Here is a 26,371-nt window from a genome sequence, read left to right on the forward strand (position 1 = left end):
CGTCGGCTTGCCGGAGAATGTGCACTTGGGTGTGCTGCGTAACGCTTGGCGTGCGTCTAGCTGCCATAGCCCCGCAGACGTACCGGGGCCCGTGATGACGAGCCTGAACATGCAAGCCCTGTTGAACCAGATTCTCGATGAAGTCCGTCCCCTGATCGGCCAAGGCCGGGTCGCCAACTACATTCCGGCCCTGGCCGATGTGCCGGCCAACCAACTGGGGATTGCCGTATATGGCAACGATGGCCAGGTATTCAGCGCCGGTGACGCTGACACGCCATTCTCGGTGCAAAGTATTTCCAAGGTCTTCAGCCTGGTGCAGGCCATCGGCCATTCCGGCGAAGCGATCTGGGAACGCCTGGGCCACGAGCCCTCGGGACAACCCTTCAACTCCCTGGTGCAACTGGAGTTCGAGCGCGGCCGCCCGCGCAATCCCTTTATCAATGCCGGCGCCCTGGTGATCTGCGACATCAACCAGTCGCGTTTCGCGGCTCCAGCCTTGTCCATGCGCGATTTTGTCCGGCGCCTGTCGGGCAACAGCCAGGTGATGGTGGATGGCCGGGTGGCCGATTCGGAATACCAGCACCGTGCCCGCAACGCGGCCATGGCCTACCTGATGCAGTCTTTCGGCAACTTCCATAACGATGTGGAGGCGGTGCTGCGCAGCTACTTCAGCCATTGCGCCTTGCGCATGAGCTGTGTCGATCTGGCCCGGGCCTTCTGCTTCCTGGCCAACGACGGTTTCTGCAAGCACAGCGGCGAGCAGATTCTCACGCGGCGCCAGACCCAGCAGGTCAACTCGATCATGGCCACCAGCGGCCTGTACGACGAGGCCGGCAACTTCGCCTATCGGGTCGGCTTGCCGGGCAAGAGTGGCGTGGGCGGCGGGATTGTCGCGGTGGTGCCGGGGCAGTTCACGGTGTGCGTGTGGTCGCCGGAACTCAACAGCGCCGGCAACTCCCTGGTGGGCATGGCGGCCCTGGAGTTGCTCAGCCAGCGCATAGGCTGGTCAGTGTTCTAGGCTTTGTACGAAAAGCCTTGATACTCGGTGATGCTGCGTTGAAAACGGTCTCGGAATGCTCATTTACAGCCCGTAAACTCCGCTTCCTCGACCGTTTTCGCCTTGCCTGACCTTCGTCTCAAAACTTTTCGTACAGAGCCCAGGGCTTACCAGGCGTCCGGATTGCTCAGGCTGATCCGTCCGCGATCGATGAAGCGCTGGGTGCCGAACAGGCCGCCGGCCAGCTTGCCGCGCAGTACATAGGGCAGGTTGTCCAAAGTCTGGGTCTGGCTCAGGCCCAGGGTCTGGCGCAGCACCGAGAAGGCCGAGACGCTGACCGGAATCACCAGGATGTCCTCCGAGTAGCGGCCGATATGCCCTCGCTGGTCGCTGACCCCGGAGGCCAGCGGGCGGCCGTTGACTTCCAGGTCCAGGGCCACGCCGTTGTAGTCGATGGCGGTTTCGTTGGGGTTCTGCAGGCGCAGTTTCACCGCAAAGCGCATTTCCAGCTCCTGGCTCGGCAGCGGTTCGATGCCCACCACGTTGATCGCCAGCGGATCGCGGTTGGGCAACAGCGCGCAGGCGCTGAGGCTCAGGAACACCAGGATCAGGACGAAAAATCTGCGCATGAGGCACCTGCTTGCAAAAAGGACGGGGGACGACGGGCGTCGCGCACGCAGCATAGACGCCCGCCAGCCTCAGGAGTTCGCTTTGCCGCTCATGTCCGGATCCTGCATGACCTTGAGGGTCGCGGCTTCCGGGTCGAATTCATCTTCTTCCAGTTCGAGGAATTCTTCCGGCAGGAAGATGTTGAGCAAGATCGCGCAGAAGGCGCCCACGGTAATCGGCGACTCGAAGATATTGTGCAGCGCCTTGGGCAGCTCGCGCAGCACTTCCGGCACCGCCGCCACGCCCAGGCCCATGCCGAGGGAAATGGCCACGATCAGCACGTTGCGTCGATGCAGGCCCGCCTCGGCGAGGATCTTGATCCCGGCCACCGCCACGGTGCCGAACATGATCAGGGTAGCGCCGCCCAGCACCGGCTTGGGCATCAGTTGCAGCACCGCGCCGATCACCGGGAACAGGCCCAGCAGCACCAGCAGCCCGGCGATGAAGTAGGCCACGTAGCGGCTGGCCACGCCGGTCAGCTGGATCACCCCGTTGTTCTGGGCAAAGGTGACCATCGGCAGGCTGTTGAACACCGCCGCCACCGCCGAGTTGAAGCCGTCCGCCAGCAGCCCGGACTTGATGCGCTTGATGTACAGCGGGCCCTTGACCGGCTGCTGGGAAATCATCGAGTTGGCGGTCAGGTCGCCGGCCGCTTCCAGGGGCGAAATCAGGAAAATCACCGCCAGCGGGATAAAGGCAATCAAGTCAAAGGAGAAGCCGTACTTGAACGGCACCGGCACGCTCACCAGCGGCACCTCTGGCAGGGCCGCCAGGTCCACCCGGCCGAGCATCCAGGCCACCACGAAGCCCAGGGTCAGGCCGATGACGATCGAGCCCAGGCGCAGCATCGGGTGGTTGAAACGGTTGAGTACGACGATGGTCAGCAGCACCAGTGCCGCCAGCCCCAGGTTGCTCGCCGCGCCCAGGTCGCTGGCGCCGTAGCCGCCGGCCATGTCGGTGACCGCCACTTTGATCAGCGACAGGCCCATCAGGGTGATGATGGTGCCGGTCACCACCGGGGTGATCAGCTTGCGCAGCTTGCCGATGAACTGGCTGAGGAACATCTCGATAAAGGCCGCGACGAAACAGATGCCGAAGATGGTCGAGAGGATGTCATCGGTGCTGCCGCCCCGGCCCTTGACCATGAACCCGGCGCTGAGCAGCACGCTGATAAAGGAAAAACTGGTGCCCTGCACGCACAGCAGGCCGGAACCGATCGGCCCGAGGCGCCGGGCCTGGACGAAGGTGCCCAGGCCGGAGACGAACAGCGCCATGCTGATCAGGTACGGCAGTTCGCTCTCCAGGCCCAGCACGCCGCCGAAGATCAGGGTCGGGCTGATGATGCCGACAAAGCTGGCCAGCACATGCTGCAGTGCGGCGAAGATCGCCGCGCTGAAATGCGGACGGTCGTCGAGGCCGTAGATCAGGTCGGACTTGTAGCGGGGCGGGGAGCGATCAGGTGCGGTCATGGGAAAAGGCCTGCCAGTGGCGTGTGAAAACAACGGGGGCACACGTCGGAAAGTGGACGGGACTTGGGTCGCACAGCCATGGCATGGACAAGACTTGCGCACCCGGTCAGAAAAAAGGAGGCGCAGGATGCCAGAAAGGCGCCGCGGTCAGAAGGGCAAAGCGCTGGAAAAACCCAACTTCGCCGCTGGCACCTCGTCGCCAGTCGGCCTGCCCATGCTCCGGGCGCCTGCGGCGCTTGTGCCGGCCTCAGGCTCAGGCAAAGGCCCGCAGCAGGTCGTCTTCAAAGGCTTGCTGGGCCTCGCCCGGCACCTGGGCGCGGTGTCGGGCGAGGTAAAAGTCCACCTCGAAACTCAAATGTGGCGCGCCCAGCGGCTTGAGTTGGCCGGCCTGCTCCCAACTGCGGGCGAAATGGCTGGGCAGGTAGCCGACGTGCTGCCCGGACAGAATAAAGGCCAGGGTGCCTTCCACCTGTTCGGCCCGGGCCGAGCAGCGCTGGCCCTGAAATGGCTCGTCCGGCCCAAGGAACCGATAGGGGTGGTCGACCCGGTCGGCCTGGGACAGGGCGCCAAGGTCCGGATCGGGGGTTTCGAACAGCGGGTGGCCAACGGCGCAGTACAGGTGCTGGGTCTCGCTGAACAACTGGCGGTAGTCGAAGGCGCGCTGGACCTTGGAGAAATAGCCGATGGCCAGGTCCAGGCGCTGTTGCAACAGCAGGCGTTCCATATCCCCGGGCATGGCGCTCAACAACTCGATGCGCACGGACTCATCACGCTGGCGAAAGTCGTGGATGGCCTGGGCGACCTTTTCCAGCACCGAGCGATCCAGGGCTTCGGACAGCCCCAGGCGCACCTCGCCGATCAGGCGTCCGGCCACGCCGTTGGACTGGTGGCGGAACAGCTCGATGGAATCGAACAGCGGACGGGTGGCGCTCAGCAGCTGCTCGCCCTTGGGCGTCAACTTGAAGCCGGCCTTGCCACGGCTGCACAGGCGATAGCCGAGGCGGGTTTCCAGGCGGGCCATCTGCTGGCTGATGCTCGATTGGCTCAGGCCCAGCTCGCCCTGGGCGGCACTGAAGCCGCCGCATTCCACCACAGTGACAAACAGCCGCAACAGCTGCAGGTCCAGATCGTGCAATTGACCCAACATCAAACATTACCTCTGGCGCATGTCAGCGTAACAAACGTGGAATTTTTCTAATGTAGCGATCCGGGCAAGCTGCCGCTACTTCCTTGAGCAGGTGCCTGTCATGCGTTCATTGTTTGGCTTGTGCGTTCCCCTGGTGTTACCGGCGCTGGTCCTGGCCCCGCAGGCGTGGGCCGAAGAGCCGGTGCTCAACCTCTACAGCTGGGCGGACTACGTGGCGCCGCAAACCTTGCAGCGCTTTACCGAGCAGACCGGCATCCAGGTGCGTTACGACATCTTCGATACCTCCGAGGTGCTGGAAACCAAGCTGCTGACCGGCCGCAGTGGCTATGACCTGGTGGTGCCGTCCTCCAGTGTCCTGGCTCGCGGGCTGGCATCGGGCGCGCTGCAGGAAATAGACCTTGCCGGCCTCAAGGGTCACGCCAACCTTGACCCGGACCTGCTGGCCAAGCTGGCCGTGGTGGACCCCGGCAATCGTTACGGCGTGCCCTACACCTGGGGCACCCTGGGGCTGGCGGTGAACGTCCAGGCGCTGCGCCAGCGGCTGCCCGATGCACCTCTGGACAGCCTCGACCTGCTGTTCAAACCCGAATATGCCGAGCGCCTGAAAGACTGCGGAATCGCCATTCTCGACTCGCCCCAGGAGGTCATCGGCCTGGCCTTGCACTACCTCGGCAAGGACCCCTACAGCAGCGCCCCGGCGGACCTGGCCGAAGTCGAGACGCTGCTGCGCCAGCTGCAGCCGTCGGTGCGCTATGTGGCCAGTGGCCGACAGCTCAATGACCTGGCCAACGGCAGCCTGTGCCTGGCGCTGACCTACAACGGCGACGCCAGCATGGCCGCGGACCAGGCGCGCAAGGCCGGCAAGGCGTTTGAGGTGGCCTATCGCATCCCACGGGACGGCACCCTGATCTGGCAGGACAACCTGGCGATCCCCAAGGATGCGCCGCACCCCGAGGCGGCCCGGGCCTTCATCGAGTTCATGCTGCGCCCCGAATCGGTGGCGGCCTTGAGCAACACGCTGTTTTTTGCCAACGCCAACCAGGCGGCCACGCCCCTGGTGGACGCGGCGATTCGCAACGACCCCAACCTGTACCCGGGGCCCGACATGCGTGCCCGGCTGTACGCCGACCGCAGCATGAGCCTCAAGGATATGCGTCAACGCACGCGTATCTGGACCACTTTCCGTAGCCGCCAACCCTGAGGAGACACCCATGGATATCGCTGACCACAACGACCAGGCGCTGACCCGCGACAGCCTGTACGGCACCGCGGCCGAAGCCACTTACGCCGGTATCACCAGCTTCATGCGCCGCCGCTACAGCCGTGACTTGCAGGGCGTCGACCTGGTGGTCAGTGGCGTGCCGTTCGACACCGCCACCAGCAACCGGCCCGGCGCGCGCTTTGGCCCGCGGGGCATTCGCGCGGCCTCTACCGCGATCGCCTGGGAACGCCACTGGCCCTGGACCTTTGATCCGTTCGATCACCTGTCGGTGATCGACTATGGCGACTGCGCGTTTGATCCAGGCCTCCCGCAATCGGTGCCCGAACGCATCGAGGCCCATGCCCGGCGCATTCTCGATGCCGGTTGCGCGATGCTGACCCTGGGCGGCGACCACTTCATCAGTTACCCGCTGCTCAAGGCTCACCATCGCCATCATGGGCCGCTGGCGCTGATCCACTTCGATGCCCACAGCGACACCTGGCCCGACGAAGAGGGGCAGCGCATCGACCATGGCACCATGTTCTGGCACGCCGCCCGGGAAGGGCTGGTGGACCCGGCGCGCTCGGTGCAGATCGGCCTGCGCACCACCAACGACGATCACCAGGGCTTCAAGGTGCTGGATGCGCGCCAGGTGCATCAACTGGGCTGCGAGGCGATCGTCGCGGCGATTCGCCAGCGAGTGGGGGATCACCCGGTGTACCTGACCTTCGACATCGACTGCCTGGACCCGGCGTTCGCACCCGGCACCGGCACCCCGGTGTGTGGCGGCCTGAGCAGTGCGCAGGCGCTGGAGATCCTTGGCGGCCTGCGCGGGATCAATCTGGTGGGCATGGACCTGGTGGAAGTGGCCCCGGCCTACGACCATGCCGAGATCACCTCCCTGGCGGGGGCGACCCTGGCCATGGAGATGCTGTGTCTCTACGCCGCCCGGCACAAGGTCGATTGCTGATTCGCTGCCGGACGGGCCTGCCAGCCTCCTGACACTGGTTGTCAGGAGGCTCTGATATTCTGCGCCGGAATTTTTTCTGGAGCCTGCCAAGGTGTCGCGAGCCAGCCGTTTACTCACCCTGTTGCAGATGTTGCGGGGCAAGAGCCGTCCCGTTACCGCGGCCACCCTGGCGGCGGAGCTGGAGGTGTCCGAGCGCACCCTGTACCGCGACATTGCCGAGCTGACCTCTCTCGGGGCGCCGATCTACGGTGAGGCCGGCATCGGCTATGTGTTGCGCAGCGGGCTGTTCCTGCCACCGTTGATGCTCAATGCCGATGAAACCGAGGCCGTGGTCCTGGGCTTGCGCTATGTCGATCAGCGCGGTGACGAGGTGCTGAGCAAGGCGGCGGCCGATGCCATGGCCAAGATCGCCGCAGTACTGGCCCCGGCGGCCCAGGATGCGCTGCGCAACCCGACCCTGCTGCCGGGCCCGGCGGGCTGGGGCTTCCCGGACAACCCGGTGTCGCTGAACGTGTTCCGCCAGGCGATCCGCTATCAGGCCAAGCTGTTGATCGACTATGCCGATGTCAACCGCAACCCCAGCCAGCGGCTGATCTGGCCGCTGGCCCTGGGCTTTCTCAATGAGGCCCGGGTGATCGTCGCCTGGTGTGAGCTGCGGGGCGATTACCGGACCTTTCGCACCGACCGCATTGCCGCCGCCCAGGAGCAGGGGCAGGCCTATCCTGGGCGGCGCAGCGACTGGCTGCGAGCCTGGCGCAAATGCATGCAGAGCGATGAGCAGGGCCGATTCACTGCTGACAGGAAATGACGCAAGCAGGCTTTAGCATGCCTCCCTCATTCAACAGCAAGGAGCTTTTGTCATGTCGGCCACAGACCCTTCCCTGGCCCCGGCCATCGCCGCCTATGTCGCCGCCGTCAACCGCGGCGACAGCACAGTGGTGGCGTCGATCTTCGCCGCCCGGGCGCAGATCTTCGATGAGCGTGAGCACTGCGTGGGGCCCCAGCAGATTGCCCGCTGGATGGGCGCAGGCGCACGCCGCCTGGAGGTCCTCGGGGTTCAGCAGCGTACCGGCAAGATCTTGCTCGACAGCCGGGTGTGCGGTGATTTCCCCGGCAGCTCCCAGGCCTTGCGCCACACTTTCCGCCTGGACGACCAGGGCCGGATCGAGCGCCTGGACATCTCGCGCTGATGTAGCCGCCGGCGCGGGCTGCCAACGGCCGGCAGGCACGCAAAGGGCTTGGGCGCGCCGCAGGCTCTGGCGCTTCTTGTGCAGCCTCGCGGCCTCGGATCAGGCCTGGAGCGGCGTGTGGTGGCATACTGCGGCTCTTTGCCAGGAGGCCAGCGGCCCATGCCATTCGATTCACCCATGAGCGCTTACCGGCATGCCCTGGAGCAGGACGGCTTTGTCGCCGATCCGGCCCAGGCCCGTGCGGTGCAGGCCTTGCAGCAATGTCACGAGGCGCTGCATCAGGGGCGCAAGCCGGTGCAGGGAGTCTATCTGTGGGGCGCGGTCGGGCGCGGCAAGACCTGGCTCATGGATCAGTTCTACCAGAGCCTCAGGGTGCCGGCCCGGCGTCAGCATTTTCATCACTTCATGGGCTGGGTGCACCAGCGCTCGTTCCAGCTCACCGGTACTGCCGATCCCTTGCAGGCCCTGGCCCGGGAGCTTGCCGCAGAGGTACGGGTGCTGTGTTTCGATGAGTTGTTCGTCAACGATATCGGCGACGCAATCATTCTCGGGCGCCTGTTCCAGGTGATGTTCGAACAGGGGGTGGTGATGGTCTGCACCTCCAACCAGCCTCCCGAGCAGTTGTATGCCGATGGCTTCAATCGCGAGCGCTTCCTGCCGGCCATCGACGCCATTCGCCAGCACCTGCAGGTGCTGGCAGTGGACGGCGAGCAGGACCATCGCCTGCACCCCGGCGCCGCCGCGCAGCGCTACTGGCTGAGCGTCGAGGGCCAGCCCAGCGCCCTGGAACCGCTGTTTCGCGAGTTGAGTGGCGGGCAGGCGGTGTCCAGCGAGCCGCTGCTGCTCGGCTATCGGACGGTACAGGTGGTCAAGGCGGCCACCACGGTGATCTGGTGCCGCTTTGCCGACCTTTGCGAGCAGCCGTTCTCGGCCATGGATTTCATGGCCCTGTGCGACCGCTACCGGGCGATCCTCCTCAGCGAGGTGCCCAATCTCAGTGCCCGGCAACGTCCGGGGCGCATTGCCCGGGGCACCGAGGATGGAGCCCAGCGAGTGGTGGCGGGAGATCGGGAACTGCCGCAACTGTCGATCCACGACGATAGCGTGCGGCGCTTCATCGCCCTGGTGGATGAATGCTACGACCGTGGAGTGCCGCTGTACCTGGAGGCCCGGGTGCCGATGGAGCAGTTGTATACCGAGGGCTACCTGGAGTTTGCCTTCCGCCGCACCCTTAGCCGCCTGCAGGAAATGCAGCTGCAGCGTTTTGCCCGGCAGCCGGGTGCTTGAAAGGGAAGTGCTTGCCGCTGATGGGAGTGGTTTCCATTGCCTAGGATTTTTCGCACGTCAGTGGCGAGAATATCTTCGTCTGGTCAACGCCACCGACCTACAATCCAGGCTGCCCGAGCCCTGAGCGCTCTCTTCCAATGCGTTGATCGAGGATGAACATGGACGTTGCCGATGTCGTGGTGCTGCAAGCCAGTTACAGCAATCCGGTGCATGCCGAAGCCATAGCTGTACTGCTCAATCACTATGCCGAGGACCCCATGGGCGGTGGTCGCCCGCTAGGGCAGGACCTGCTCCGGCAATTGCCGGCGGAACTGGCCAAGCGACCTCAGGCGTTCAGTGTGCTGGCCTTTGCCGGGGGGCAGCCGGTGGGACTGGTGAACTGCTTCGAAGGCTTTTCCACCTTTGCTTGTCGGCCCCTGGTGAATGTCCATGATGTGCTGGTGCTCGATGGCTTTCGTGGTCAGGGCCTGAGCAAGCGGATGCTGCAGAAGGTCGAGGACATCGCCCGGCAACGGGGCTGCTGCAAGATCACCCTGGAAGTGCTGGAGGGCAATGCCCGGGCTCAGGCGGCCTACCAGGCCTGCGGTTTCGCCGATACCCAGCTCGATCCGGCCCATGGCCGCATGCTGTTCTGGAGCAAAGCCTTGTAATGCCTGCTGTCACCTCGAAGCCCCTGGCGGGTTTTCCTGCTGTTCCTGCGCCTGGGGCTGTTCGCGGGTGTTCGCCGTGTGGCCTCTCTGGCGCACCCGGGGGCTGGCTGCTCTAGACGTCGTGCAAGGCCGGATCGGGCTTGGGAAACACCAGGCGGAACTCGGTGAGCTGCTCTGGAGCGCTGGCGACCTCGGTGCGTCCTTGATGCAGGTTCATGATTGAGCGAACGATCGCCAGGCCCAGTCCGGTCCCGCCTTCGGCCCGGGTGCGACTGCTGTCGACCCGGTAGAAGCGCTCGAACAGATGGGGCAGGTGGCAGGCGGCGATGCTCGGCCCCGGGTTGCCCACGCTCAGGCTGACGTCTTGCAGTTGGCGTTCGATCCGCAGGCTGATGCGTCCCTGTTCCGGGCAATGGCGAATGGCATTGGACAGCAGGTTGGAAATCGCCCGCTGGATCATCAGGCGATCCCCCTGTACCCAGGCGTCGCCGCTCAATTCAAGTGCCAGCCGCTTGTCCTCGGCACTGAGGGCGAACAGATCCATGACCCGGCGCGCCTCCTCGGCCAGGGACACCCGGGTGAAGCGGGCCTGGGAGGCCGGCTGGCTGACCTGGGCCAGAAACAGCATGTCGGCGACGATCCGGGTGACCCGCTCCAGCTCCTCGATGCTCGATTCCAGCACGGCCCTGTATTCCTCCGCCGGGCGTTCCCGGGACAGGGTCACCTGGGCCTTGCCCATCAGGTTGCTGATGGGCGAGCGCAGTTCATGGGCCAGGTCGTCGGAGAACTGCGACAGGCGCTGCACCCCGCCATCCAGGCGCTGCAGCATGACGTTGAAGCCCTGGCCCAGTTCCGCCAGTTCCCGGGGCAACCGCTCCAGGTTCAAGCGATGGGTCAGGTCCTGGGTGGTGACCTTGGCGGCCACCCGGGTGAACTGCTGCAGGGGCAGCAGGCCGCGCTGCACCAGGCGCCAGGCGCCAATGCCGATCAGCAGCAGCAACAGCGGCAGGGCAATCACCGTGGAGCGCAGATAGGCGCTGAGCAGGGCCTGATCGTTGCTGCGGTCCAGGCTGAGGATCACCCGCACCTGCTCGCCGTTGCGCAGGCTCATCGTTCGGGCGGCGCCGAGCAGCTGAGTGCCGCGCTGGTCGCGCCAGTCGAAGTAACCGCTGTCGGGCACTTGCTGCAAGGCCTCGGGCAGTGATTGCTGATCACCGCCGACATTGAGCAGGGGCTCGGCCAACGGGTTGCTGCCCAGGATGCTCAATTGCAGGTTGTCATGGCCCAGCACCAGGTCCAGCAGGGAATGGGGGCGGGCGGCCAGGTCGCTGCTCTTGAGGTCGCTGGTCAGGCTGTGGCGGATCTGCTCCAGCTTGCTGTCCAGGCCCTTGCGCGCCAGGTTGTCCAGTTCGTGGTTCAGGGCCAGGTAGGCCAGGGTCGCCAGGAGCAGCACCAGCGCCGCGCCCATCAGGCTGACGGTCAGCCCCAGGCGCATGGACAGGCTGCTGTTGGGGGCGGGGGCCGGCGGGGTTTTCATGGGCGCACTTCCAGCACATAACCGACACCGCGCAGGGTGTGGATCAGGCGCACCTCGTGGGCCTCGTCGATCTTGGCTCGCAGGCGGCTGATGGACACTTCCACCACATTGGTGTCGCAGTCGAAGTTCATGTCCCAGACCAGGGAAATGATTTGCGTGCGGGTCAGTACTTCTCCCGAATGACGCATCAAAACATGTAGCAGGGTGAATTCCTTGGTGGTCAGGTCAATACGTCGAGCACCGCGATAAGCCCGGTGACGTCGTGGATCAAGTTGCAGGTCGGCCACTTGCAATACTTGCGAGGGGGTTGCGGGTTCAGCGCGACGTATCAGGGTGCGCACCCGCGCCAACAACTCGGGAAACTGAAAGGGTTTGACCAGATAATCATCGGCGCCCATATCCAGTCCCTTGACCTTGTCTTCCAGACGACCACGAGCGGTCAACATCATGACCCGTGCCTGAGATTGTCCGCGCATATCCTGCAACACTTGCCAGCCATCTTTGCCCGGCAGGTTTATATCCAGGATGACCAACTCGTAAGGCTGCTGTTGAATCAGGTGCAAGCCGTCCACGCCATTGTTGGCACGGTCGACCACATAACCACTTTCACTCAGGCCTTGGTGCAAGTAGTCGGCTGTTTTGGGTTCGTCTTCAACCACCAGGATGCGCATTGCCGGATTCTCTTCAAAGTGCTTGGGAAGTAGCGAATGGGGGAAGGATGAAGTCTGTAGTAGCTACAGGGTCAATAAAAATGATCAATAAATTCAGATGATTAGCCGCTGATTCGATGAGTGGAAGGTGATCGGCCCCAGGCATCCTAATTCAATCGACGCGCGCGCAGTGGCAGATGACAGAGTTGTAATGCAAGGGTCATTGTGGTGACAGCGAGTTGTTTAACGCGGATATAAAAAAGGCGCCCAACAGGGCGCCAAACGTCCATCTCTGTCATAGGAGCACAATGTCCAGAGTGGGTATTGCGTCGAACATGGATCAAGCGTCGGGCTGTTGTTTCTTGGCGTCCGGCGCGGAATAGTGAGTACCGGCCTTATCTTGCTCGGTCTTGGCGAGGTTGTGGTTCTTATCGCCGTGAATCTGCTGCTGATTGACCCGGAAGTTCTCGTAGAAGCGTTGCATATGCTCGGCTCCGCCTTCGGCAAAGGCTGCACTGGAAGTGGCTAGAAGCAAACCGCTAAATACCAAAGTTGCAAGTTTCATACTGCGTTTCCTACTTAAGAGTGTTCGGTCACTTGTTTCGTCCCTGCACAAGAAGTGATGGGGCAAGTTTCAGCGAAGTGTATTAAGTGAGGGTTAACGTCAGCCGGAATGCTCAATTGCATTCTTGACAACATGTGTCCGTGGCGAAGTGCAGGCCGTTATGAACCGCTGTGCCGGCCAGGGCGTGGGGCGGCTCGGGGCAGCTCGGTGCAAGAGGCGCTGGCAAGCCGGTTATGGGGGGGAGGGGGCTATTGCGTAGTGGCGTGTCGGAGAAGGCGTCGGTGAGGTTGGCGCAAGGCGCGATGGCCTTTGCGCCAGTCAGCCGGGGCTTGCGGGATGGGGGCCGTGGCGGCCCCCGAGGCGGAGCCTTACTGCTGTACCACGGCGGCATCGGCCGGGGGCTTGGGCTTCATCAGGCTGAAGTCGATCAGCGGCTTGCTCTGGCGCGAGTAGGGGTTGCCAATCAGCAGGGGGCGCGGCTTGAAGCTGTCGCTGATCAGGCTGCGGCTTGGGTCCAGCTGATCGAAGCTCAGGCCGGCCAGTTCGGCCCAGGTATGCACCAGCTGGGAGCTGATGTAGGGCCGGCTGAGGTCGGAAGCAAAGTTCCAGTCATGGGTTTCGCGCCATTTCGGCGAGGCCCAGGCCATGAATGGAATGGTGTACATCGGCGCGGTGGGCTTGCCTTCGTTGCGTCCCAGGGTGTCGTGCCCGGCGGAGTCGAAGACGTCTTCGCCGTGGTCCGACAGGTACAGCAGGAAGCCGTTGGGGTCGGTCTTGGCGTAGTCCTTGATCAGGCTGGACACCACGAAGTCGTTGTACAGCACGGCGTTGTCATAGCTGTTGTAGGTCGGCACCTGATCGTCGTGCACGCCGGCCGGCACGCCCTGGCGATCGGTGAATTTCTCGAAGGTCGGCGGGTAGCGGTACTGGTAGCTCATGTGCGTGCCCAGCAGGTGCACCACGATGAACTTGCGCGGGGCGCTGTCGGCCAGGGCCTTGGAGAAGGGCTCCAGCACGTCACCGTCGTACTGGCGGGCGTTCTGGTTGCGGTTGTTGTTCAGGTACACCTGCTCGTCCGCCTGTTCGGAAAAGGTGGTGAGCATGGTGTTGCGCTTGGTCATGGTCTGCTGGTTGGTGATCCAGTAGGTCTTGTAGCCGGCCTGCTTCATCACGCTGACCAGGGACGGGGTCTTGAGATACAGGTCGGGGTTTTCTTCATCGGCAAAGGTCAGCACCTGCTGCAACGCCTCGATGGTATAGGGGCGCGGGGTGATGACGTTGTTGAACACCGCCAGCTGGTCCTTGAGCTTGTCCAGCTCCGGAGTGGTCTGGCGCGGGTAGCCGTAGAGGCTCATGCGCTGGCGGTTGGTGGATTCGCCGATCACCAGCACCAGGGTGGCTGGCTGGTTGGCCATGCTGTCCTTGAGGTTGGTCAGGGGCGGGATCTTGCTGACGCTGTCGAGCATGCCTTGCATGCCGTCCAGCTGCTGACGGTAGCGGCGATAGGCGACCACCATCTGCCATGGCACGGCCGGCTCGATGCGGGTTTCGAATTTTTCCAGGCCGTCGGCCAGGGTATCTGCGCGCGAGATCTGCTTGACCAGGGGGTAGCCGACAATCGCCACCAGGATCGCCACGGCGGCGAGCAGTGCCTGGCCCCGGGGCAGGTAGACCGGGCGCAGGCGGGTCCAGAGGAAGATGGCAAAGGCCGTGTGGGCCAGGAAGGCCGCGACCATCCACCAGGCAAAGTACTGGGTCAGGTATTCACCGGCTTCCGAGGGGTTGGACTCGAACATGATGAAAATGACGCTTTGCGAGAACTCCTGCTGGTAGATGAAGAAGTAGCCCAGGCTGGCCATGGAACAGGCCCAGAGCACCACGCCGATCACCGCCGCCATGACTTTGGTGCGAGCCGGGAACAGCAGCATCGGCGCCAGCCAGATGGCACTCATGAAGAACGCCTGGCGGAAACCGGCGAAGCCGGACGTGTCGGTCAGCTGGATCAGCAGTTGGGTGATGCCGGAGAAATACCAGAAGAACAGGAATAGCCAGAGCAGGCCCATCCAGTCGAAACCCGCCGCAGATGAGTTACTGCGTTTGAACAAAGCCATTCGGTGCTCCCCACAATTCCATGATCATTGGGCGCAGGTGGCGCGCCGCCAATGAAACCCGCCGTCGATAACAACACGGCCACAATGGCCTGGAGTATCGAGTGGCAAGTGTGAAAAGTTCGTGAGGCCGACGTGGGATTTTTGTCCGTCTAGCCGCAGTCGCGGCCTTGCGGCGGGGGCACCGTCGGACAGCCAGCGCAGGCCGGGCCTGCGTCCAGGGGCGAGTTCAGCTCGCGGAGGGAAGGTGCAGCTCGGCGACAGGGCCTTGAGCCTGGGCCTGCAACATCCGGCGCAGTTGTGCGACCTCTTGTTGCAATTGATCGCGTTGCTCCCTGAGCTGACGCAATTCGTCGCGACGAATGGTCACATACAGGGTTTGTGCTGGTCGTGCCGTTTGTACTGTGCCCATTGCTTCACCTCGCAAATGGCGTGCCTCAACTATGCTTTGCTCTGCCCATGCCGGGTGTGGAGCGCTGTCGCAGGCGGCGATTTTATTTCTTTTTCGGGCAATGGGAACTTTTTTATTTTTCGGGGTCGCCGTGTCTTGTTGTGGTTTTCTGTCGCTATTGCCCCAGGCTCTGCGAAACTTCGCCCCGGGTGCCTGGACTAATCTTCACTCGTTGCCCGCCCGCCGGGGCGGGGATCAGGTTCGGCCGCGTCGGGTCGAGCACAGGTGGCCGTAAAAACTGCGCTTATGGCTGAAGATTGCGCTGTCTTGGAGCGTCTTGCCTTGTATAGTTGCGCCCCTTGAAGTGGGTACCGGCTCATTGGGCCATATATTTTTGATCTGAATTTTTTGCAGTAGGAGCATCAGCACATGCAACTGGGGATTATTGGACTGGGCCGCATGGGCGGTAACATTGCACGGCGCCTGATGCTCAATGGGCACCAAACCGTAGTCTTTGACCGCAACACCGAGTTCGTCAGCACCCTGGCCGCCGAAGGCGCCAAGGGCGTCGCCGATCTGCCGGCCCTGGTGGCCGGCCTGGAAAAACCCCGCGCAGTCTGGGTCATGCTGCCCGCCGGCGCACCCACCGAGGACACCATCGACACCCTCAGCCAGTTGCTTGAGCCGGGTGACGTCATCATCGACGGCGGCAACACCTACTATAAGGACGACATCCGTCGCGCCCGCGATCTGGCGCAAAAGGGCCTGAAGTACATCGACGTCGGCACCTCCGGCGGCGTCTGGGGCCTGGAGCGCGGCTACTGCATGATGATCGGCGGCGACGCCGATGAGGTGCTGCGCCTGGACCCGCTGTTCGCGGCCCTGGCCCCGGGCCTGGGTTCGATTCCACGAACCAAGGATCGGGTCGCCGATGACGACCGTGCCGAGCGCGGCTACATCCATGCCGGTCCCGCCGGTGCCGGACACTTCGTCAAGATGATCCACAACGGCATCGAGTACGGGATGATGCAGGCCTTCGCCGAGGGCTTCGACATTCTCAAGACCAAGTCGTCGGAGATCCTGCCGGAAGATCAGCGTTTTGACCTGAATGTGGCGGACATCGCCGAAGTCTGGCGTCGCGGCAGCGTGGTGTCGTCCTGGCTCCTGGACCTGACCGCCGATGCCCTGGCCGGCGATCCGAAGCTCGAGGGCTTTTCCGGTTCCGTGGCCGACAGCGGCGAAGGGCGCTGGACCATCGAAGCGGCCATGGAGCAGGCGGTGCCGGTGCCGGTCTTGTCCAACTCGCTGTTCTCCCGCTACCGCTCCCGCGGCCAGGGTACCTACGGCGACAAACTGCTCTCGGCCATGCGCTTCGGCTTTGGCGGCCATGTGGAGAGCGGGAAGAAATGACCGCCACGCGAAAGAAGTCCAAGGCGTTGCCGGCGCCGCCGACCACGCTGTTCCTGTTCGGTGCCCGGGGCGATCTGGTCAAGCGCCTGCTGACCCCGGCGCTGTACAACCTGAGCCGCGACGGCTTGCTGGATGAGGGACTGCGGATTGTCGGCGTCGACCACAACGCGGTGAGCGACGCCGAGTTCGCCACGCTGCTGGAAGACTTCCTTCGCGATGAGGTGTTGAACAAACAAGGCCAGGGGGCGTCCGTGGACGCCGCCGTCTGGGCCAGCCTGACCCGGGGCATCAGCTACGTCCAGGGCGATTTCCTCGACGACAGCACCTATGTCGAGCTGGCCGCGCGGATTGCCGCCAGCGGCACCGGCAACGCGGTGTTCTACCTGGCCACCGCGCCGCGCTTCTTCAGTGAAGTGGTGCAGCGGCTGGGGGCGGCGGGGCTGCTGGAGGAGCGCGAGGATGGCTTTCGCCGGGTGGTGATCGAGAAACCCTTCGGCTCCGACCTGCAGACCGCCGAAGCCCTCAACGCCTGCCTGCTCAAGGTCATGAGCGAGAAGCAGATCTATCGCATCGACCATTACCTGGGCAAGGAAACCGTGCAGAACATTCTGGTCAGCCGGTTCTCCAACAGCCTGTTCGAAGCGTTCTGGAACAATCATTACATCGACCACGTGCAGATCACTGCGGCGGAAACCGTCGGGGTCGAAACCCGTGGCAGCTTTTATGAACACACCGGCGCCCTGCGGGACATGGTGCCCAATCACCTGTTCCAGCTGTTGGCGATGGTGGCGATGGAGCCCCCGGCAGCCTTTGGCGCCGACGCGGTGCGTGGCGAGAAGGCCAAGGTGGTGGGGGCGATCCGCCCCTGGTCCCTGGAAGAAGCCCGGGCCAACTCGGTGCGCGGTCAGTACGGTGCCGGCTTGGCAGGCGCCAAGCCGCTGCCGGGCTATCGCGACGAGGCCAATGTGGCGTCGGACAGCAATACTGAAACCTACGTCGCGCTGAAGGTGATGATCGACAACTGGCGCTGGGTCGGGGTGCCGTTCTACCTGCGCACCGGCAAGCGCATGAGCGTGCGCGACACCGAGATCGTCATCTGCTTCAAGCCGGCGCCCTATGCGCAATTCCGTGACACCGAGGTCGAGCGTCTGTCGCCGACCTACCTGCGGATCCAGATCCAGCCCAATGAAGGCATGTGGTTCGACCTGCTGGCGAAAAAGCCCGGGCCGAGCCTGGACATGGCCAATATCGAGCTGGGCTTTGCCTACCGCGATTTCTTCGAAATGCAGCCGTCCACCGGCTACGAGACGCTGATCTATGACTGCCTGATCGGCGACCAGACGCTGTTTCAGCGCGCCGACAACATCGAGAACGGCTGGCGCGCCGTGCAGCCTTTCCTCGATGCCTGGAAGCAGGACGCGAGCGTGCAGACTTACCCTGCGGGTGAGGATGGCCCGGATGCCGCTGATGAGCTGCTGGCCCGGGATGGTCGCGTCTGGCACACCCTCGGATGAAGGGGGGCAAGGTGCGGTCCATCGCGTTCCTGCTCAGCGATATGGACGGCACCCCGTTGCACCCGGATCAGCGCCTCAGCCCTTAAAACATCCTCCAACGCTACAGCCAGTAGCTCACCGCGTACCAGCCCAGCAGGCCCATGACCACGGTGTAGGGCAGGGCCATCCACACCATGCGGCCATAGGACAGGCGCACCAGCGGTGCAATCGCCGACGTCAGCAGGAACAGGAACGCCGCCTGGCCGTTGGGCGTGGCTACGCTGGGCAGGTTGGTGCCGGTGTTGATGGCGATCGCCAGGGTTTCGAAGTGCTCGCGGCTCATCTGTCCGGCGACAAAGGCGCGTTTCACTTCGGTGATGTAGATGGTGGCGACGAACACGTTGTCGCTGATGGCCGACAGCAGGCCATTGGCGATGAACAGCATGCCCGGTTGCTGCTCCTGCGGCAGCGCCAGCACCCACTGGATCAGCGGCACGAACAGTTGCTGCTGGTGAATCACCGCGACCACGGCAAAGAACACCACCAGCAGGGCGGTGAAGGGCATGGCGTCCTTGAAGGCGTTGCCCAGCCGGTGCTCATCGGTAATCCCGGTGAAGGCGGTGATCAGCACGATCACCAGCAGCCCGATCAGGCCGACCTCGGCCACGTGCAGGGCCAGGCCGACAATCAGGATCAAGGCCGCCAGTCCTTGCACCAGCAGCGCCGCACGCTGGCGCGAGGTGCGCTGGGCGTCGTCCTCGGCAGCGTAGTTGGCCAGTACCCGACGCACGTTGTCCGGCAGCAGGGTGCCGTAACCGAACCAGCGCAGTTTCTCCAGCAGCACGCAGGTCACCAGGCCGGCCGCCAGCACCGGCATTGAAACCGGCGCCACCTTGCTCAGGAACTCGGCGAAGTGCCAGCCCATTTCATGGCCGATCAACAGGTTCTGTGGTTCACCCACCAGGGTGCACACGCCACCCAGGGCCGTGCCCACGGCGCCGTGCATCAACAGGCTGCGCAGAAAGGCGCGGAACTGCTGCAGGTCGTCGTGATGCAGGGTCGGCAGATGCTGGTCATCGGCAAAGGCGCTGTCCTGGCGCGGGTCATTGCCGGAGGCCACCCGGTGGTACACCGAGTAGAAGCCCACGGCGGCGCTGATGAACACCGCGGTGACGGTCAGGGCGTCGAGGAAGGCCGAGAGAAAGGCCGACAGAAAGCAGAACAGCAAGCCCAGCAGCGCTTTGGAACGCACCCCCAGCAGTAGCCGGGAGAACAGGAACAGCAGCAACTCCTTCATGAAATAGATGCCGGCCACCATGAACATCAGCAGCAGGATCACCGGGAAGTTGTGCACCAGCTCGTCGTACAGGGCCTGGGGCGTGGCCATGCCCAGCAGCATCGCCTCCACCAGCAGCAGGCCGCCGGGCATCAAGGGGTAGCACTTGAGGGCCATGGCCAGGGTGAAGATGAACTCGATCACCAGGCACCATCCGGCCGCGGCCGGGCTGACCCAGACGTACAGCAAGGGATTGAGCAGCAGGAAGGCGAGGATGCTGGCCTTGTACCAACGTGGGGACTGGCCGAGAAAATTGTGCGCAAACGCCTGGGCCATTGAGCCGGACATGGGCTGCTCCTTGTGTTGAGAAGCGCGCAACTTGCCGCATGGCGAATTGAGAATCAAGAATTGATGAAATCTTTTGCGACAATCTGCCCGACCCAAGCCTCCGCAAAGGCGCCGGCACCCTCTTGTAGGCGCCAGCTCGCTGGCGAAGGCGTTCCCAAGTCCGACAGCGTCGCGGGTGCCATTCGCCGGCAAGCCGGCGCCTGCGGTCAGTGGGTGCGCTTGGCGACCAGGGTCAGGATGTCGTAGCTGGCCACCAGTTCACCCAGCTGGTTGGTCACTTCCACGTCCCAGGCCACCACTCCTTGTGGCGTGCCCTGGGGGCTCTGTTTGCCCTGGTCGATCTTGCGCTTGCAGGTCAGGCGCGCCTGCAGGGTGTCGCCAATCCCCACCGGGCTGATGAAGCGCAGGGTGTCCAGGCCGTAGTTGGCCAGGACCGGCCCCGGGCCCGGGGAGACGAACAGGCCGGCCGCCGCCGAAAGTACGAAGTAGCCGTGGGCAATGCGCTTGCCGAACTGCGACTCTTTGGCGGCGATCTCGTCGAAGTGCATATAGAAGTGGTCCCCCGACAGGCAGCCGAAATTCACCAGGTCGGCCTCGGTCACGGTGCGTCGGTGGGTCAGCAGCGACTCGCCGATGCGCAGGTCCTGGAAGTGCCTGCGGAACGGGTGGACCTCGGTTTCGATGACCTTGGCGCCGCGCAGGTATTCGCCGGTCACTGCCGCCAGCATGCTCGGGGAACCCTGCACCGCAGCCCGCTGCAGGTAGTGCTTGACCGCCCGCAGGCCGCCCAGCTCTTCACCGCCGCCGGCGCGACCCGGGCCACCGTGCTTGAGTTGCGGCAGCGGCGAACCGTGACCGGTGGATTCGCCGGCGCACTCGCGGTCCAGGACCAGCAAGCGGCCGTGCCAGCTGGCAGCCCGGGGAATGACCTGGGCGGCGATGCCCGGGTCCTTGGTCACCAGGCTGGCCACCAGGCTGCCCTTGCCGCGGGCGGCCAGTTCCAGGGCCTGGTCCAGATCGTCGTAGGCCATCAGGCTGCTGACCGGGCCAAAGGCCTCGATATCGTGGGCGCCGCCCTGGGCCAGGGGATCACGGGTCAACAACAGGGTTGGGGCAAAGAACGCGCCCTGGCTGACGTTGTCGCCCCGGGGTTCGAAACCGTCCCGGGCGCCGAACAACAGGTCGCTGCTGTGCAGCAGGCTTTCCAGGCGCTCGGCCACATCCCGCTGTTGCGCGTGGGAGGCCAGGGCGCCCATGCGCACGCCTTCCACCGATGGATCGCCGACCACCACCTTCGACAGACGCTCGCGCAAGCCCGTGGCCACGGCGTCCAACTGCTTGGCCGGAACCATGGCGCGGCGGATGGCGGTGCATTTCTGTCCGGCCTTGACCGTCATTTCCCGTACCACTTCCTTGATGAACAGCTCGAATTCCGGGTCGTCCGGAGTTACGTCCGGCGCCAGGATCGCGCAGTTCAGCGAATCGGCCTCGGCGTTGAAGGGCCCCGAGTGGCGGATCAGGTTGGGGTTGGCCCGCAGCGTGGCGGCGGGGACCGCCGAGCCGGTGAAGGTCACCAGGTCCTGGCCTTGCAAGCGATCCAGCAGATCGCCGGTGCCGCCGATCACCAGTTGCAGGCTGCCTTCGGGCAACAGGCCGGATTCATGCATCAAGCGCACCGCGGCCTCGGTCAGGTAGCTGGTGGCACTGGCCGGCTTGACGATGCAGGGCATGCCGGCGAGGAAGCAGGGGGCGAACTTTTCCAGCATCCCCCAGATGGGAAAGTTGAAGGCGTTGATGTGCACCGCCACGCCGCCACGGGGCACCAGGATATGGGTGCCGGCAAAACTGCCGAGCTTGCTCAGGGTCTGCGCCGGGCCTTCGTGCAGCAGGTTGCCCGAGGGCAGCTCGCGGGCGCCGAGCCCGGCATAGCTGAACAGGGTGCTGTTGCCGCCCTCGATGTCGATCCAGCTGTCGGCCCGGGTCGCGCCGCTGTGGTGGGACAGAGCGTACAGCTGTTCCTTGCGTTCACTAAGGTATAGCGCCAGGGCCTTGAGGCGCCGGGCGCGTTCCTGGAAATCCACGGCCAGCAGGGCTCGGGCGCCGTTCACGCGGCCATGTTGCAGCGCTTCGGCGAAGTCCAGGGGCTCTTCATGGGTGCGCGCCACTTCATGGCCGTCGATGGCGCTGCGCAAGGCCTGGGCCGGGTGCTGGCCGATCCAGCGGCCGCCGATAAAGCTTTGCAGGGTAGGAGACTGTGGCATGGGAGAAAGGCTCCGAAAGGTCAGTTGAGGGCCGGCGCACCGTAGCGGGCGCCGGGAGGCAACTCAGTGATGGCTGGCGCCGCCAGCGCCGATGCCGGTCATGGACCGGATGAACTGCGCCAGGTAGCGACCGCGCTCCAGCTCGGCCCGGGGCGAGCGGTCGCTGACGGACAAGGCCCAGGCCGTGAAGAACGCCAGGCTCATGGAGAACAGCGCCGGGTTGGCGTAGGGAAACAGCGCCTGGGGGTGGTGCAGCACATTGACCCAGACCGCCTGGCTGAGGATCAGCAGGACAATCGCCGAGATCAGCCCGGCCAGGCTGCCGCCCACTGCGCCCCGGGTGGTCAGGCCTTTCCAGAACATGGAAAGAAACAGCACGGGGAAATTCACCGACGCGGCAATCGCCAGCACCAGCCCCGAGAGAAAGGCGATGTTCTGCGATTCGAACAACAGCCCCAGCAGCACCGCCAGGACGCCGATGCACAGGGTGGCGATCTTCGAGACGCGCATTTCCTGCTGGGTGCTGGCCTGGCCTTGGCGCATCACGCAGGCATACAGGTCGTGGGACACCGCCGAGGCGCCGGACAGCGCCAGCCCGGCCACCACCGCGAGGATGGTGGCGAAGGCCACGGCCGAGATGAAACCCAGGAACAGGTTGCCGCCCACCGCCTGGGCCAGGTGCACCGCGATCATGTTGGCGCCGCCGATGATCGCGCCGCTGGCGTCGCGATACGCAGGCTCGCTGCCGACCATGACGATCGCGCCGAAGCCGACCACGATCAGCAACAGATAGAAGTAGCCGATGAAGCCGGTGGCATAGAGCACGCTCTTGCGCGCTTCCCGGGCGTCGCTGACGGTGAAGAAGCGCATGAGGATATGGGGCAGCCCGGCGGTGCCGAACATCATCCCCAGCCCCAGGGAAATGGCATCCACGGGGTTCGACAACAGCCCGCCGGGGGCCATGATCGCGCTGCCTTTGGCGTGTACCTCACTGGCTCGGGCGAACAGCGCCTCGGTGCTGAAGCCAAAATGCCTGAGCACCATGAAGGCCATGAAACTGGTGCCCGAGAGCAGCATCACCGCCTTGATGATCTGCACCCAGGTGGTGGCCAGCATGCCGCCGAAGGTCACGTAGCAGACCATCAGCAGGCCCACCAGCATCACCGCGTGGAGGTAACTGAGGCCGAACAGCAGTTCGATCAGCTTGCCGGCGCCGACCATCTGCGCCACCAGGTACATCAGGGCCACGGTCAGGGTGCCGAAGGCCGAGGTCAGGCGTACCGGAGTCTGGGCCAGGCGATAGGAAACCACGTCGGCGAAGGTGTAGGTGCCCAGGTTGCGCAGGCGTTCGGCGATCAGGAACAGGATGATCGGCCAGCCGGCCAGTACTCCGAGGGCGTACAGCAGGCCGTCGTAGCCGTTGAGAAACATCATCGCCGAGATGCCCAGGAAGGACGCCGCGGAGATCATGTCACCGGCAATCGCCAGGCCGTTCTGCAGGCCGCTCATGCCGCCGCCGGCGGTGTAGAAATCCTTGGCCGAGCGGGTGCGCAGGGCGGCCCAGCGAGTGATCCCCAGGGTCAGCAGGACGAACACCAGGAACATGCCGATGGCGTTCCAGTTCAGCGGGCGGGCGCTGTCGTCGGCGGCCAGGGCCAGGTCCCCGGCCAGCAGGCAGGGCAGCAGGCAGGCTCCTGCAAGGCGCTTCATGACCGGCACTCGCGCTTGAGTCTGTCGTTCAGCGGGTCCAGCAGCCGGTTGCTCCGATACACATAAAGACCGGTGAGGGCAAAGGCCAGGACGATCATCGCCACGCCCACCGGCATGCCGACACTGGTGGCCCCGCCGGACAGCGAGCGGCCCAGCAGGGCGGGATTGAAGGCCACCAGCAAGACGAAGCCGTAGTAGGCCAGGAGCATGACCAGGGTCAGGGACCAGTAGAGTCGCTGCTTGCGCCGGACCAGCTGGATAAAGTCCGGGTGGCGGGTGATGCGGTCTATTTCTTGCGGGCTCATGAGCTGTTCTCTCTTGTTGTTGTTCTGGGGCACGCGTAGCGACGCTTGGCTCAGGGCTGGTCGAAGTCCAGGACCACCGTGTCGCTGAGGGGAAAGGACTGGCACGACAGCACATAACCGGCCGCCACTTCGTAGTCTTCCAGGGCGTGGTTGCTGTCCATTTCCACCTCGCCTTTGATGACCTTGCACTTGCAGGTGGAGCAGACCCCGGCCTTGCACGAATACGGCAGCTCGGCGCCCTGGGCGTTGCCGGCATCCAGCAGGCTCTGGCTGTTGCGCGGCAGGTCGAAGGCCAGGGCCCGGCCATCGCTGATCACGGTGACCCGGCTGACTTGCGGGTCCTGGGCGCGGGCGGCTTCCCGGGCCTGGCGCTTGTGCTGGTCGCCGGCGGCATGGAACAGCTCGAAGTGGATGCGCTCGGCGTTCATCCCGGCGGCCTTGAGGCTGTCGCGCACGGTTTCGGTCATGGCCTGGGGGCCGCAGATGAAGGCCGCGTCCAGTTGCCCGACATCGACCCAGCGTGAAAACAGCTGCCGGCATTTGTCCTGGTTGATGCGGCCGTTGTAGAGGTCGATGTCCTGCTGTTCGCGACTGAACACGAACACCAGGTTCAGGCGCTGCAGATAGCGGTTCTTCAAGTCCTCCAGCTGTTCGCGAAACAGCGCCGAGGCGCTGGAACGGTTGCCGTAGAGCAGGGTGATGCGACTCAGCGGCTCGCCCTCAAGGGTGCTCTTGATGATCGACAGGATCGGCGTGATGCCGCTGCCCGCGGCCACCGCCAGGTAGTGGCCGCGACGGGTCGGCTCCAGCTCGACATAGAAGCGGCCGGCCGGAGGCATGACCTCCAGCGAGTGCCCGGGCTTGAGCCGTTCGTTGGCGAAGGCCGAAAAGCGTCCGCCGCTGACGCGTTTCACCGCGATGCGCAGCTCGTCGTCATTCACCCCGCTGCAGATCGAATAGGAGCGGCGGACTTCCTCGCCTTCCAGTTCGGCGCGCAGCACCAGATGCTGACCCTGGGTGAAGTGGAACTGCGCTTGCAGGTGCGGGGGAATCTCGAAGGCGATGGACACCGCGTCGCGGGTTTCGCTGCGTACATCCTTGATGGTCAAGCGGTGGAACTGGCTCATGCTGATTCTCCTCTGAGGCGCGGACGGCTCAGATGCACTTGAAATAGTCGAAGGGTTCCAGGCAGTCGCGGCAGCGGTACAAGGCCTTGCAGGCGGTGGAGCCGAACTCGCTGAGGCGCTCGCTGTGGGCGCTGCCGCATTGCGGGCAGAGCACCTGGGGCGCGTCCCCAAGCAGGCTGCGTTTGCTGCTGCCCGAGGGCGGCGCGATGCCGTAGGCCCGCAGGCGCTGGCGACCGCGCTCGGTGATCCAGTCGGTGGTCCAGGCCGGGGTCAATTGGCGCACCAGGCGCGGGGCCTTGAAGCCGGCCTGTTCCAGGGCCTGGCGAATGTCGTGCTCGATCACCTCGGTGGCCGGGCAGCCGGAGTAGGTGGGGGTGAGCGCCACCTGCAGATGGCCGGCCTGCCAGTCCAGGTCGCGGACGATGCCCAGGTCGAGCACGCTGACCACCGGCACTTCCGGGTCCATGACCTGATCCAGGGTGCTCCAGGCCAGGTCCAGGTCGCCCTGTTGCAGGTCCCTTGCGCCCTGGTCGCTGCCGATCAGTTCACCAGACCGCATCGGGGTAGGCCCTCGGCAGGAACTGCATCTCGGCCAGCAGTGGGCCCAGGTGCTCGGTGTGCAGGCCCCGGCGTGCATCCAGGTAGAAATGGCTCGGCGCCTCGGGCACGGGCAGGGTGGCCCGGGCGAAGAGGCTTTCGACGCTGGCACGCCAGGCCTCGGCCACCTGGGCCGGATCGGCCCACAGGCCAGCCCGGTGCAGCTCGATTTCCGTGGCGTGCTGCTCGACCAGCTCGCCGGTGAAGCGCCACAGCCGCGGGATCGCCTGGAGCATGCGCTGGTGGCTTTCCTCGGTGCCGTCGCCCAGGCGCTCGACCCATTCGCTGGAGCGCCGCAGGTGATAGGTGACCTCCTTGAGGGCCTTGGCGGCGATCCCGGCCATCCGCTCATCCGCCGACTGGCTCAGGCCCTTGAGGGTTTCCAGGTGCCAGGCGTCGTAGAAGAACTGCTTGAGCAGGGTCACCGCGAAATCGCCATTGGGCTGCTCCACCAGCAGCAGATTGCGGTAGGCCCGCTCGTCCCGGCGGAACGCCAGGTGATCGGCGTCGCGGCCATCGGCCAGCAGTTCGGCGGCGTAGTCCAGCCAGTTGCGGGCCTGGCCCACCAGATCGAGGCCGACGTTCATCAGCGCCAGCTCTTCTTCCAGGGCCGGGGCCCGGCCGCACCATTCGCACAGGCGCTGGCCCTGGATCAGGGCGCTGTCGCCGAGGCGCAGCAGGGGGTTGATCAGATCGTTTGCAGGGTTCATGGCCGGCCTCACATATGTCCGACTTCAGGGGGCAGCTGATAGAAGCTGGCGTGGCGGTAGACCTTGTCGTCGGCGGGGTCGAACAGCGGATCCTTGTCATCCGGGGAGGAGGCGACGATCTGCGCCGAGGGCACCACCCACAGGCTCACGCCTTCGCTGCGCCGGGTGTAGAGGTCCCGGGCGTTGGTCATGGCCATGGCGGCGTCGGCGGCGTGCACGCTGCCGACATGCTTGTGATTGAGACCGTGCTTGCTGCGCACGAAGACTTCGTAAAGGGTCCATTCAGACATGGCATTGGCTCCG

At 64.5% G+C, this 26,371-nt stretch carries 25 protein-coding genes; 9 read left to right on the top strand and 16 right to left on the bottom strand.

What is annotated here, in order from left to right; translation table 11 throughout:
* Positions 1 to 109 precede the first annotated feature (109 nt).
* Complete coding sequence (glsB, locus tag DNK59_RS29005) at positions 110 to 1,018, top strand: glutaminase B (protein ID WP_092314620.1); 909 nt, start codon at positions 110 to 112, stop codon at positions 1,016 to 1,018.
* Between the two features lie 146 nt (positions 1,019 to 1,164).
* On the opposite strand, the gene DNK59_RS29015 is transcribed toward glsB, so the two are convergent.
* The 3 genes from DNK59_RS29015 to DNK59_RS29030 all read right to left on the bottom strand — a co-directional run bounded on the left by DNK59_RS29015 (position 1,165) and on the right by DNK59_RS29030 (position 4,282).
* Positions 1,165 to 1,626, bottom strand: coding sequence for an LEA type 2 family protein (locus DNK59_RS29015; RefSeq protein WP_110725525.1), 462 nt, complete (start codon positions 1,624 to 1,626; stop codon positions 1,165 to 1,167).
* 69 nt (positions 1,627 to 1,695) lie between these two features.
* Positions 1,696 to 3,135, bottom strand: coding sequence for a nucleobase:cation symporter-2 family protein (locus DNK59_RS29020; RefSeq protein ID WP_092314625.1), 1,440 nt, complete (start codon positions 3,133 to 3,135; stop codon positions 1,696 to 1,698).
* A 253-nt stretch (positions 3,136 to 3,388) separates the two neighbouring features.
* Positions 3,389 to 4,282: a LysR family transcriptional regulator gene (locus tag DNK59_RS29030; protein ID WP_110725526.1), complete on the bottom strand. Its 894-nt coding sequence runs from the start codon at positions 4,280 to 4,282 to the stop codon at positions 3,389 to 3,391.
* 100 nt (positions 4,283 to 4,382) lie between these two features.
* Here DNK59_RS29030 and DNK59_RS29035 point away from each other — a divergent pair, with 100 nt between their 5' ends.
* From DNK59_RS29035 to DNK59_RS29060, 6 genes are all read left to right on the top strand, one after another.
* Entirely contained in the window at positions 4,383 to 5,483 is a 1,101-nt protein-coding gene (locus tag DNK59_RS29035; RefSeq protein ID WP_110725527.1) for a polyamine ABC transporter substrate-binding protein, read from the top strand.
* 10 nt (positions 5,484 to 5,493) lie between these two features.
* The gene (speB, locus tag DNK59_RS29040; RefSeq protein ID WP_110725528.1) at positions 5,494 to 6,453 is read left to right on the top strand and encodes an agmatinase; all 960 of its coding nucleotides are present in this window, start codon (positions 5,494 to 5,496) and stop codon (positions 6,451 to 6,453) included.
* Positions 6,454 to 6,544: 91 nt separating this feature from the next.
* Complete coding sequence (locus DNK59_RS29045) at positions 6,545 to 7,261, top strand: YafY family protein (RefSeq protein ID WP_092314633.1); 717 nt, start codon at positions 6,545 to 6,547, stop codon at positions 7,259 to 7,261.
* Between the two features lie 52 nt (positions 7,262 to 7,313).
* Positions 7,314 to 7,643: a nuclear transport factor 2 family protein gene (locus DNK59_RS29050; protein ID WP_110725529.1), complete on the top strand. Its 330-nt coding sequence runs from the start codon at positions 7,314 to 7,316 to the stop codon at positions 7,641 to 7,643.
* Between the two features lie 159 nt (positions 7,644 to 7,802).
* The gene (gene zapE, locus DNK59_RS29055; protein WP_110725530.1) at positions 7,803 to 8,930 is read left to right on the top strand and encodes a cell division protein ZapE; all 1,128 of its coding nucleotides are present in this window, start codon (positions 7,803 to 7,805) and stop codon (positions 8,928 to 8,930) included.
* 158 nt (positions 8,931 to 9,088) lie between these two features.
* Positions 9,089 to 9,580, top strand: a complete 492-nt coding sequence (locus DNK59_RS29060) for a GNAT family N-acetyltransferase (protein ID WP_110725597.1) — start codon at positions 9,089 to 9,091, stop codon at positions 9,578 to 9,580.
* Between the two features lie 112 nt (positions 9,581 to 9,692).
* Here DNK59_RS29060 and DNK59_RS29065 read toward each other — a convergent pair whose 3' ends face one another.
* The 5 genes from DNK59_RS29065 to DNK59_RS29085 form a co-directional block, all read right to left on the bottom strand.
* Positions 9,693 to 11,117 (bottom strand): heavy metal sensor histidine kinase, encoded by a 1,425-nt coding sequence (locus tag DNK59_RS29065; protein WP_110725531.1) that lies wholly within the window; start codon positions 11,115 to 11,117, stop codon positions 9,693 to 9,695.
* Complete coding sequence (locus DNK59_RS29070; RefSeq protein ID WP_110725532.1) at positions 11,114 to 11,788, bottom strand: heavy metal response regulator transcription factor; 675 nt, start codon at positions 11,786 to 11,788, stop codon at positions 11,114 to 11,116. Before DNK59_RS29070 ends, DNK59_RS29065 begins: the two co-directional genes overlap by 4 nt.
* Before the next feature lie 319 nt (positions 11,789 to 12,107).
* The gene (locus DNK59_RS29075; protein WP_110725533.1) at positions 12,108 to 12,332 is read right to left on the bottom strand and encodes a hypothetical protein; all 225 of its coding nucleotides are present in this window, start codon (positions 12,330 to 12,332) and stop codon (positions 12,108 to 12,110) included.
* A gap of 368 nt (positions 12,333 to 12,700) precedes the next feature.
* A complete protein-coding gene (locus tag DNK59_RS29080) occupies positions 12,701 to 14,443 on the bottom strand; it encodes a phosphoethanolamine transferase CptA (protein WP_110725534.1) in 1,743 nt (580 codons plus the stop codon).
* Positions 14,444 to 14,669: 226 nt separating this feature from the next.
* Positions 14,670 to 14,852 carry a DUF6026 family protein gene (locus DNK59_RS29085; RefSeq protein ID WP_110725535.1) on the bottom strand — a complete coding sequence of 61 codons (183 nt, stop codon included), beginning with the start codon at positions 14,850 to 14,852 and terminating at the stop codon, positions 14,670 to 14,672.
* A gap of 408 nt (positions 14,853 to 15,260) precedes the next feature.
* On the opposite strand from DNK59_RS29085, the gene gnd reads away from it, so the two are divergent.
* Both gnd and zwf read left to right on the top strand, forming a co-directional pair.
* Positions 15,261 to 16,241: a phosphogluconate dehydrogenase (NAD(+)-dependent, decarboxylating) gene (gene gnd, locus DNK59_RS29090; protein WP_092314651.1), complete on the top strand. Its 981-nt coding sequence runs from the start codon at positions 15,261 to 15,263 to the stop codon at positions 16,239 to 16,241.
* On the top strand, positions 16,238 to 17,755 hold the full coding sequence (zwf, locus tag DNK59_RS29095) for a glucose-6-phosphate dehydrogenase (RefSeq protein WP_110725536.1): 1,518 nt from the start codon (positions 16,238 to 16,240) through the stop codon (positions 17,753 to 17,755). The genes gnd and zwf overlap by 4 nt, the downstream gene beginning before the upstream one ends.
* Before the next feature lie 100 nt (positions 17,756 to 17,855).
* On the opposite strand, the gene nhaB is transcribed toward zwf, so the two are convergent.
* The 8 genes from nhaB to paaB form a co-directional block, all read right to left on the bottom strand.
* Positions 17,856 to 19,358, bottom strand: coding sequence for a sodium/proton antiporter NhaB (nhaB, locus tag DNK59_RS29100; protein WP_110725537.1), 1,503 nt, complete (start codon positions 19,356 to 19,358; stop codon positions 17,856 to 17,858).
* Positions 19,359 to 19,564: 206 nt separating this feature from the next.
* Entirely contained in the window at positions 19,565 to 21,619 is a 2,055-nt protein-coding gene (paaZ, locus tag DNK59_RS29105; RefSeq protein ID WP_110725538.1) for a phenylacetic acid degradation bifunctional protein PaaZ, read from the bottom strand.
* A 63-nt stretch (positions 21,620 to 21,682) separates the two neighbouring features.
* On the bottom strand, positions 21,683 to 23,329 hold the full coding sequence (locus tag DNK59_RS29110; RefSeq protein WP_110725539.1) for a cation acetate symporter: 1,647 nt from the start codon (positions 23,327 to 23,329) through the stop codon (positions 21,683 to 21,685).
* Positions 23,326 to 23,634, bottom strand: a complete 309-nt coding sequence (locus tag DNK59_RS29115) for a DUF485 domain-containing protein (protein WP_092314662.1) — start codon at positions 23,632 to 23,634, stop codon at positions 23,326 to 23,328. The genes DNK59_RS29110 and DNK59_RS29115 overlap by 4 nt, the downstream gene beginning before the upstream one ends.
* Before the next feature lie 50 nt (positions 23,635 to 23,684).
* Positions 23,685 to 24,761 carry a 1,2-phenylacetyl-CoA epoxidase subunit PaaE gene (gene paaE, locus DNK59_RS29120; RefSeq protein WP_110725540.1) on the bottom strand — a complete coding sequence of 359 codons (1,077 nt, stop codon included), beginning with the start codon at positions 24,759 to 24,761 and terminating at the stop codon, positions 23,685 to 23,687.
* A 28-nt stretch (positions 24,762 to 24,789) separates the two neighbouring features.
* The gene (gene paaD, locus DNK59_RS29125) at positions 24,790 to 25,320 is read right to left on the bottom strand and encodes a 1,2-phenylacetyl-CoA epoxidase subunit PaaD (protein WP_092314666.1); all 531 of its coding nucleotides are present in this window, start codon (positions 25,318 to 25,320) and stop codon (positions 24,790 to 24,792) included.
* A complete protein-coding gene (gene paaC / locus DNK59_RS29130; RefSeq protein ID WP_110725541.1) occupies positions 25,307 to 26,068 on the bottom strand; it encodes a 1,2-phenylacetyl-CoA epoxidase subunit PaaC in 762 nt (253 codons plus the stop codon). The genes paaD and paaC overlap by 14 nt, the downstream gene beginning before the upstream one ends.
* A gap of 8 nt (positions 26,069 to 26,076) precedes the next feature.
* Positions 26,077 to 26,358: a 1,2-phenylacetyl-CoA epoxidase subunit PaaB gene (paaB, locus tag DNK59_RS29135; protein ID WP_060843646.1), complete on the bottom strand. Its 282-nt coding sequence runs from the start codon at positions 26,356 to 26,358 to the stop codon at positions 26,077 to 26,079.
* Positions 26,359 to 26,371 lie beyond the last annotated feature (13 nt).

This window comes from Pseudomonas sp. TKO26 (genome assembly GCF_003225665.1).
GTDB classification, from domain to species: Bacteria; Pseudomonadota; Gammaproteobacteria; order Pseudomonadales; family Pseudomonadaceae; genus Aquipseudomonas; species Aquipseudomonas saponiphila.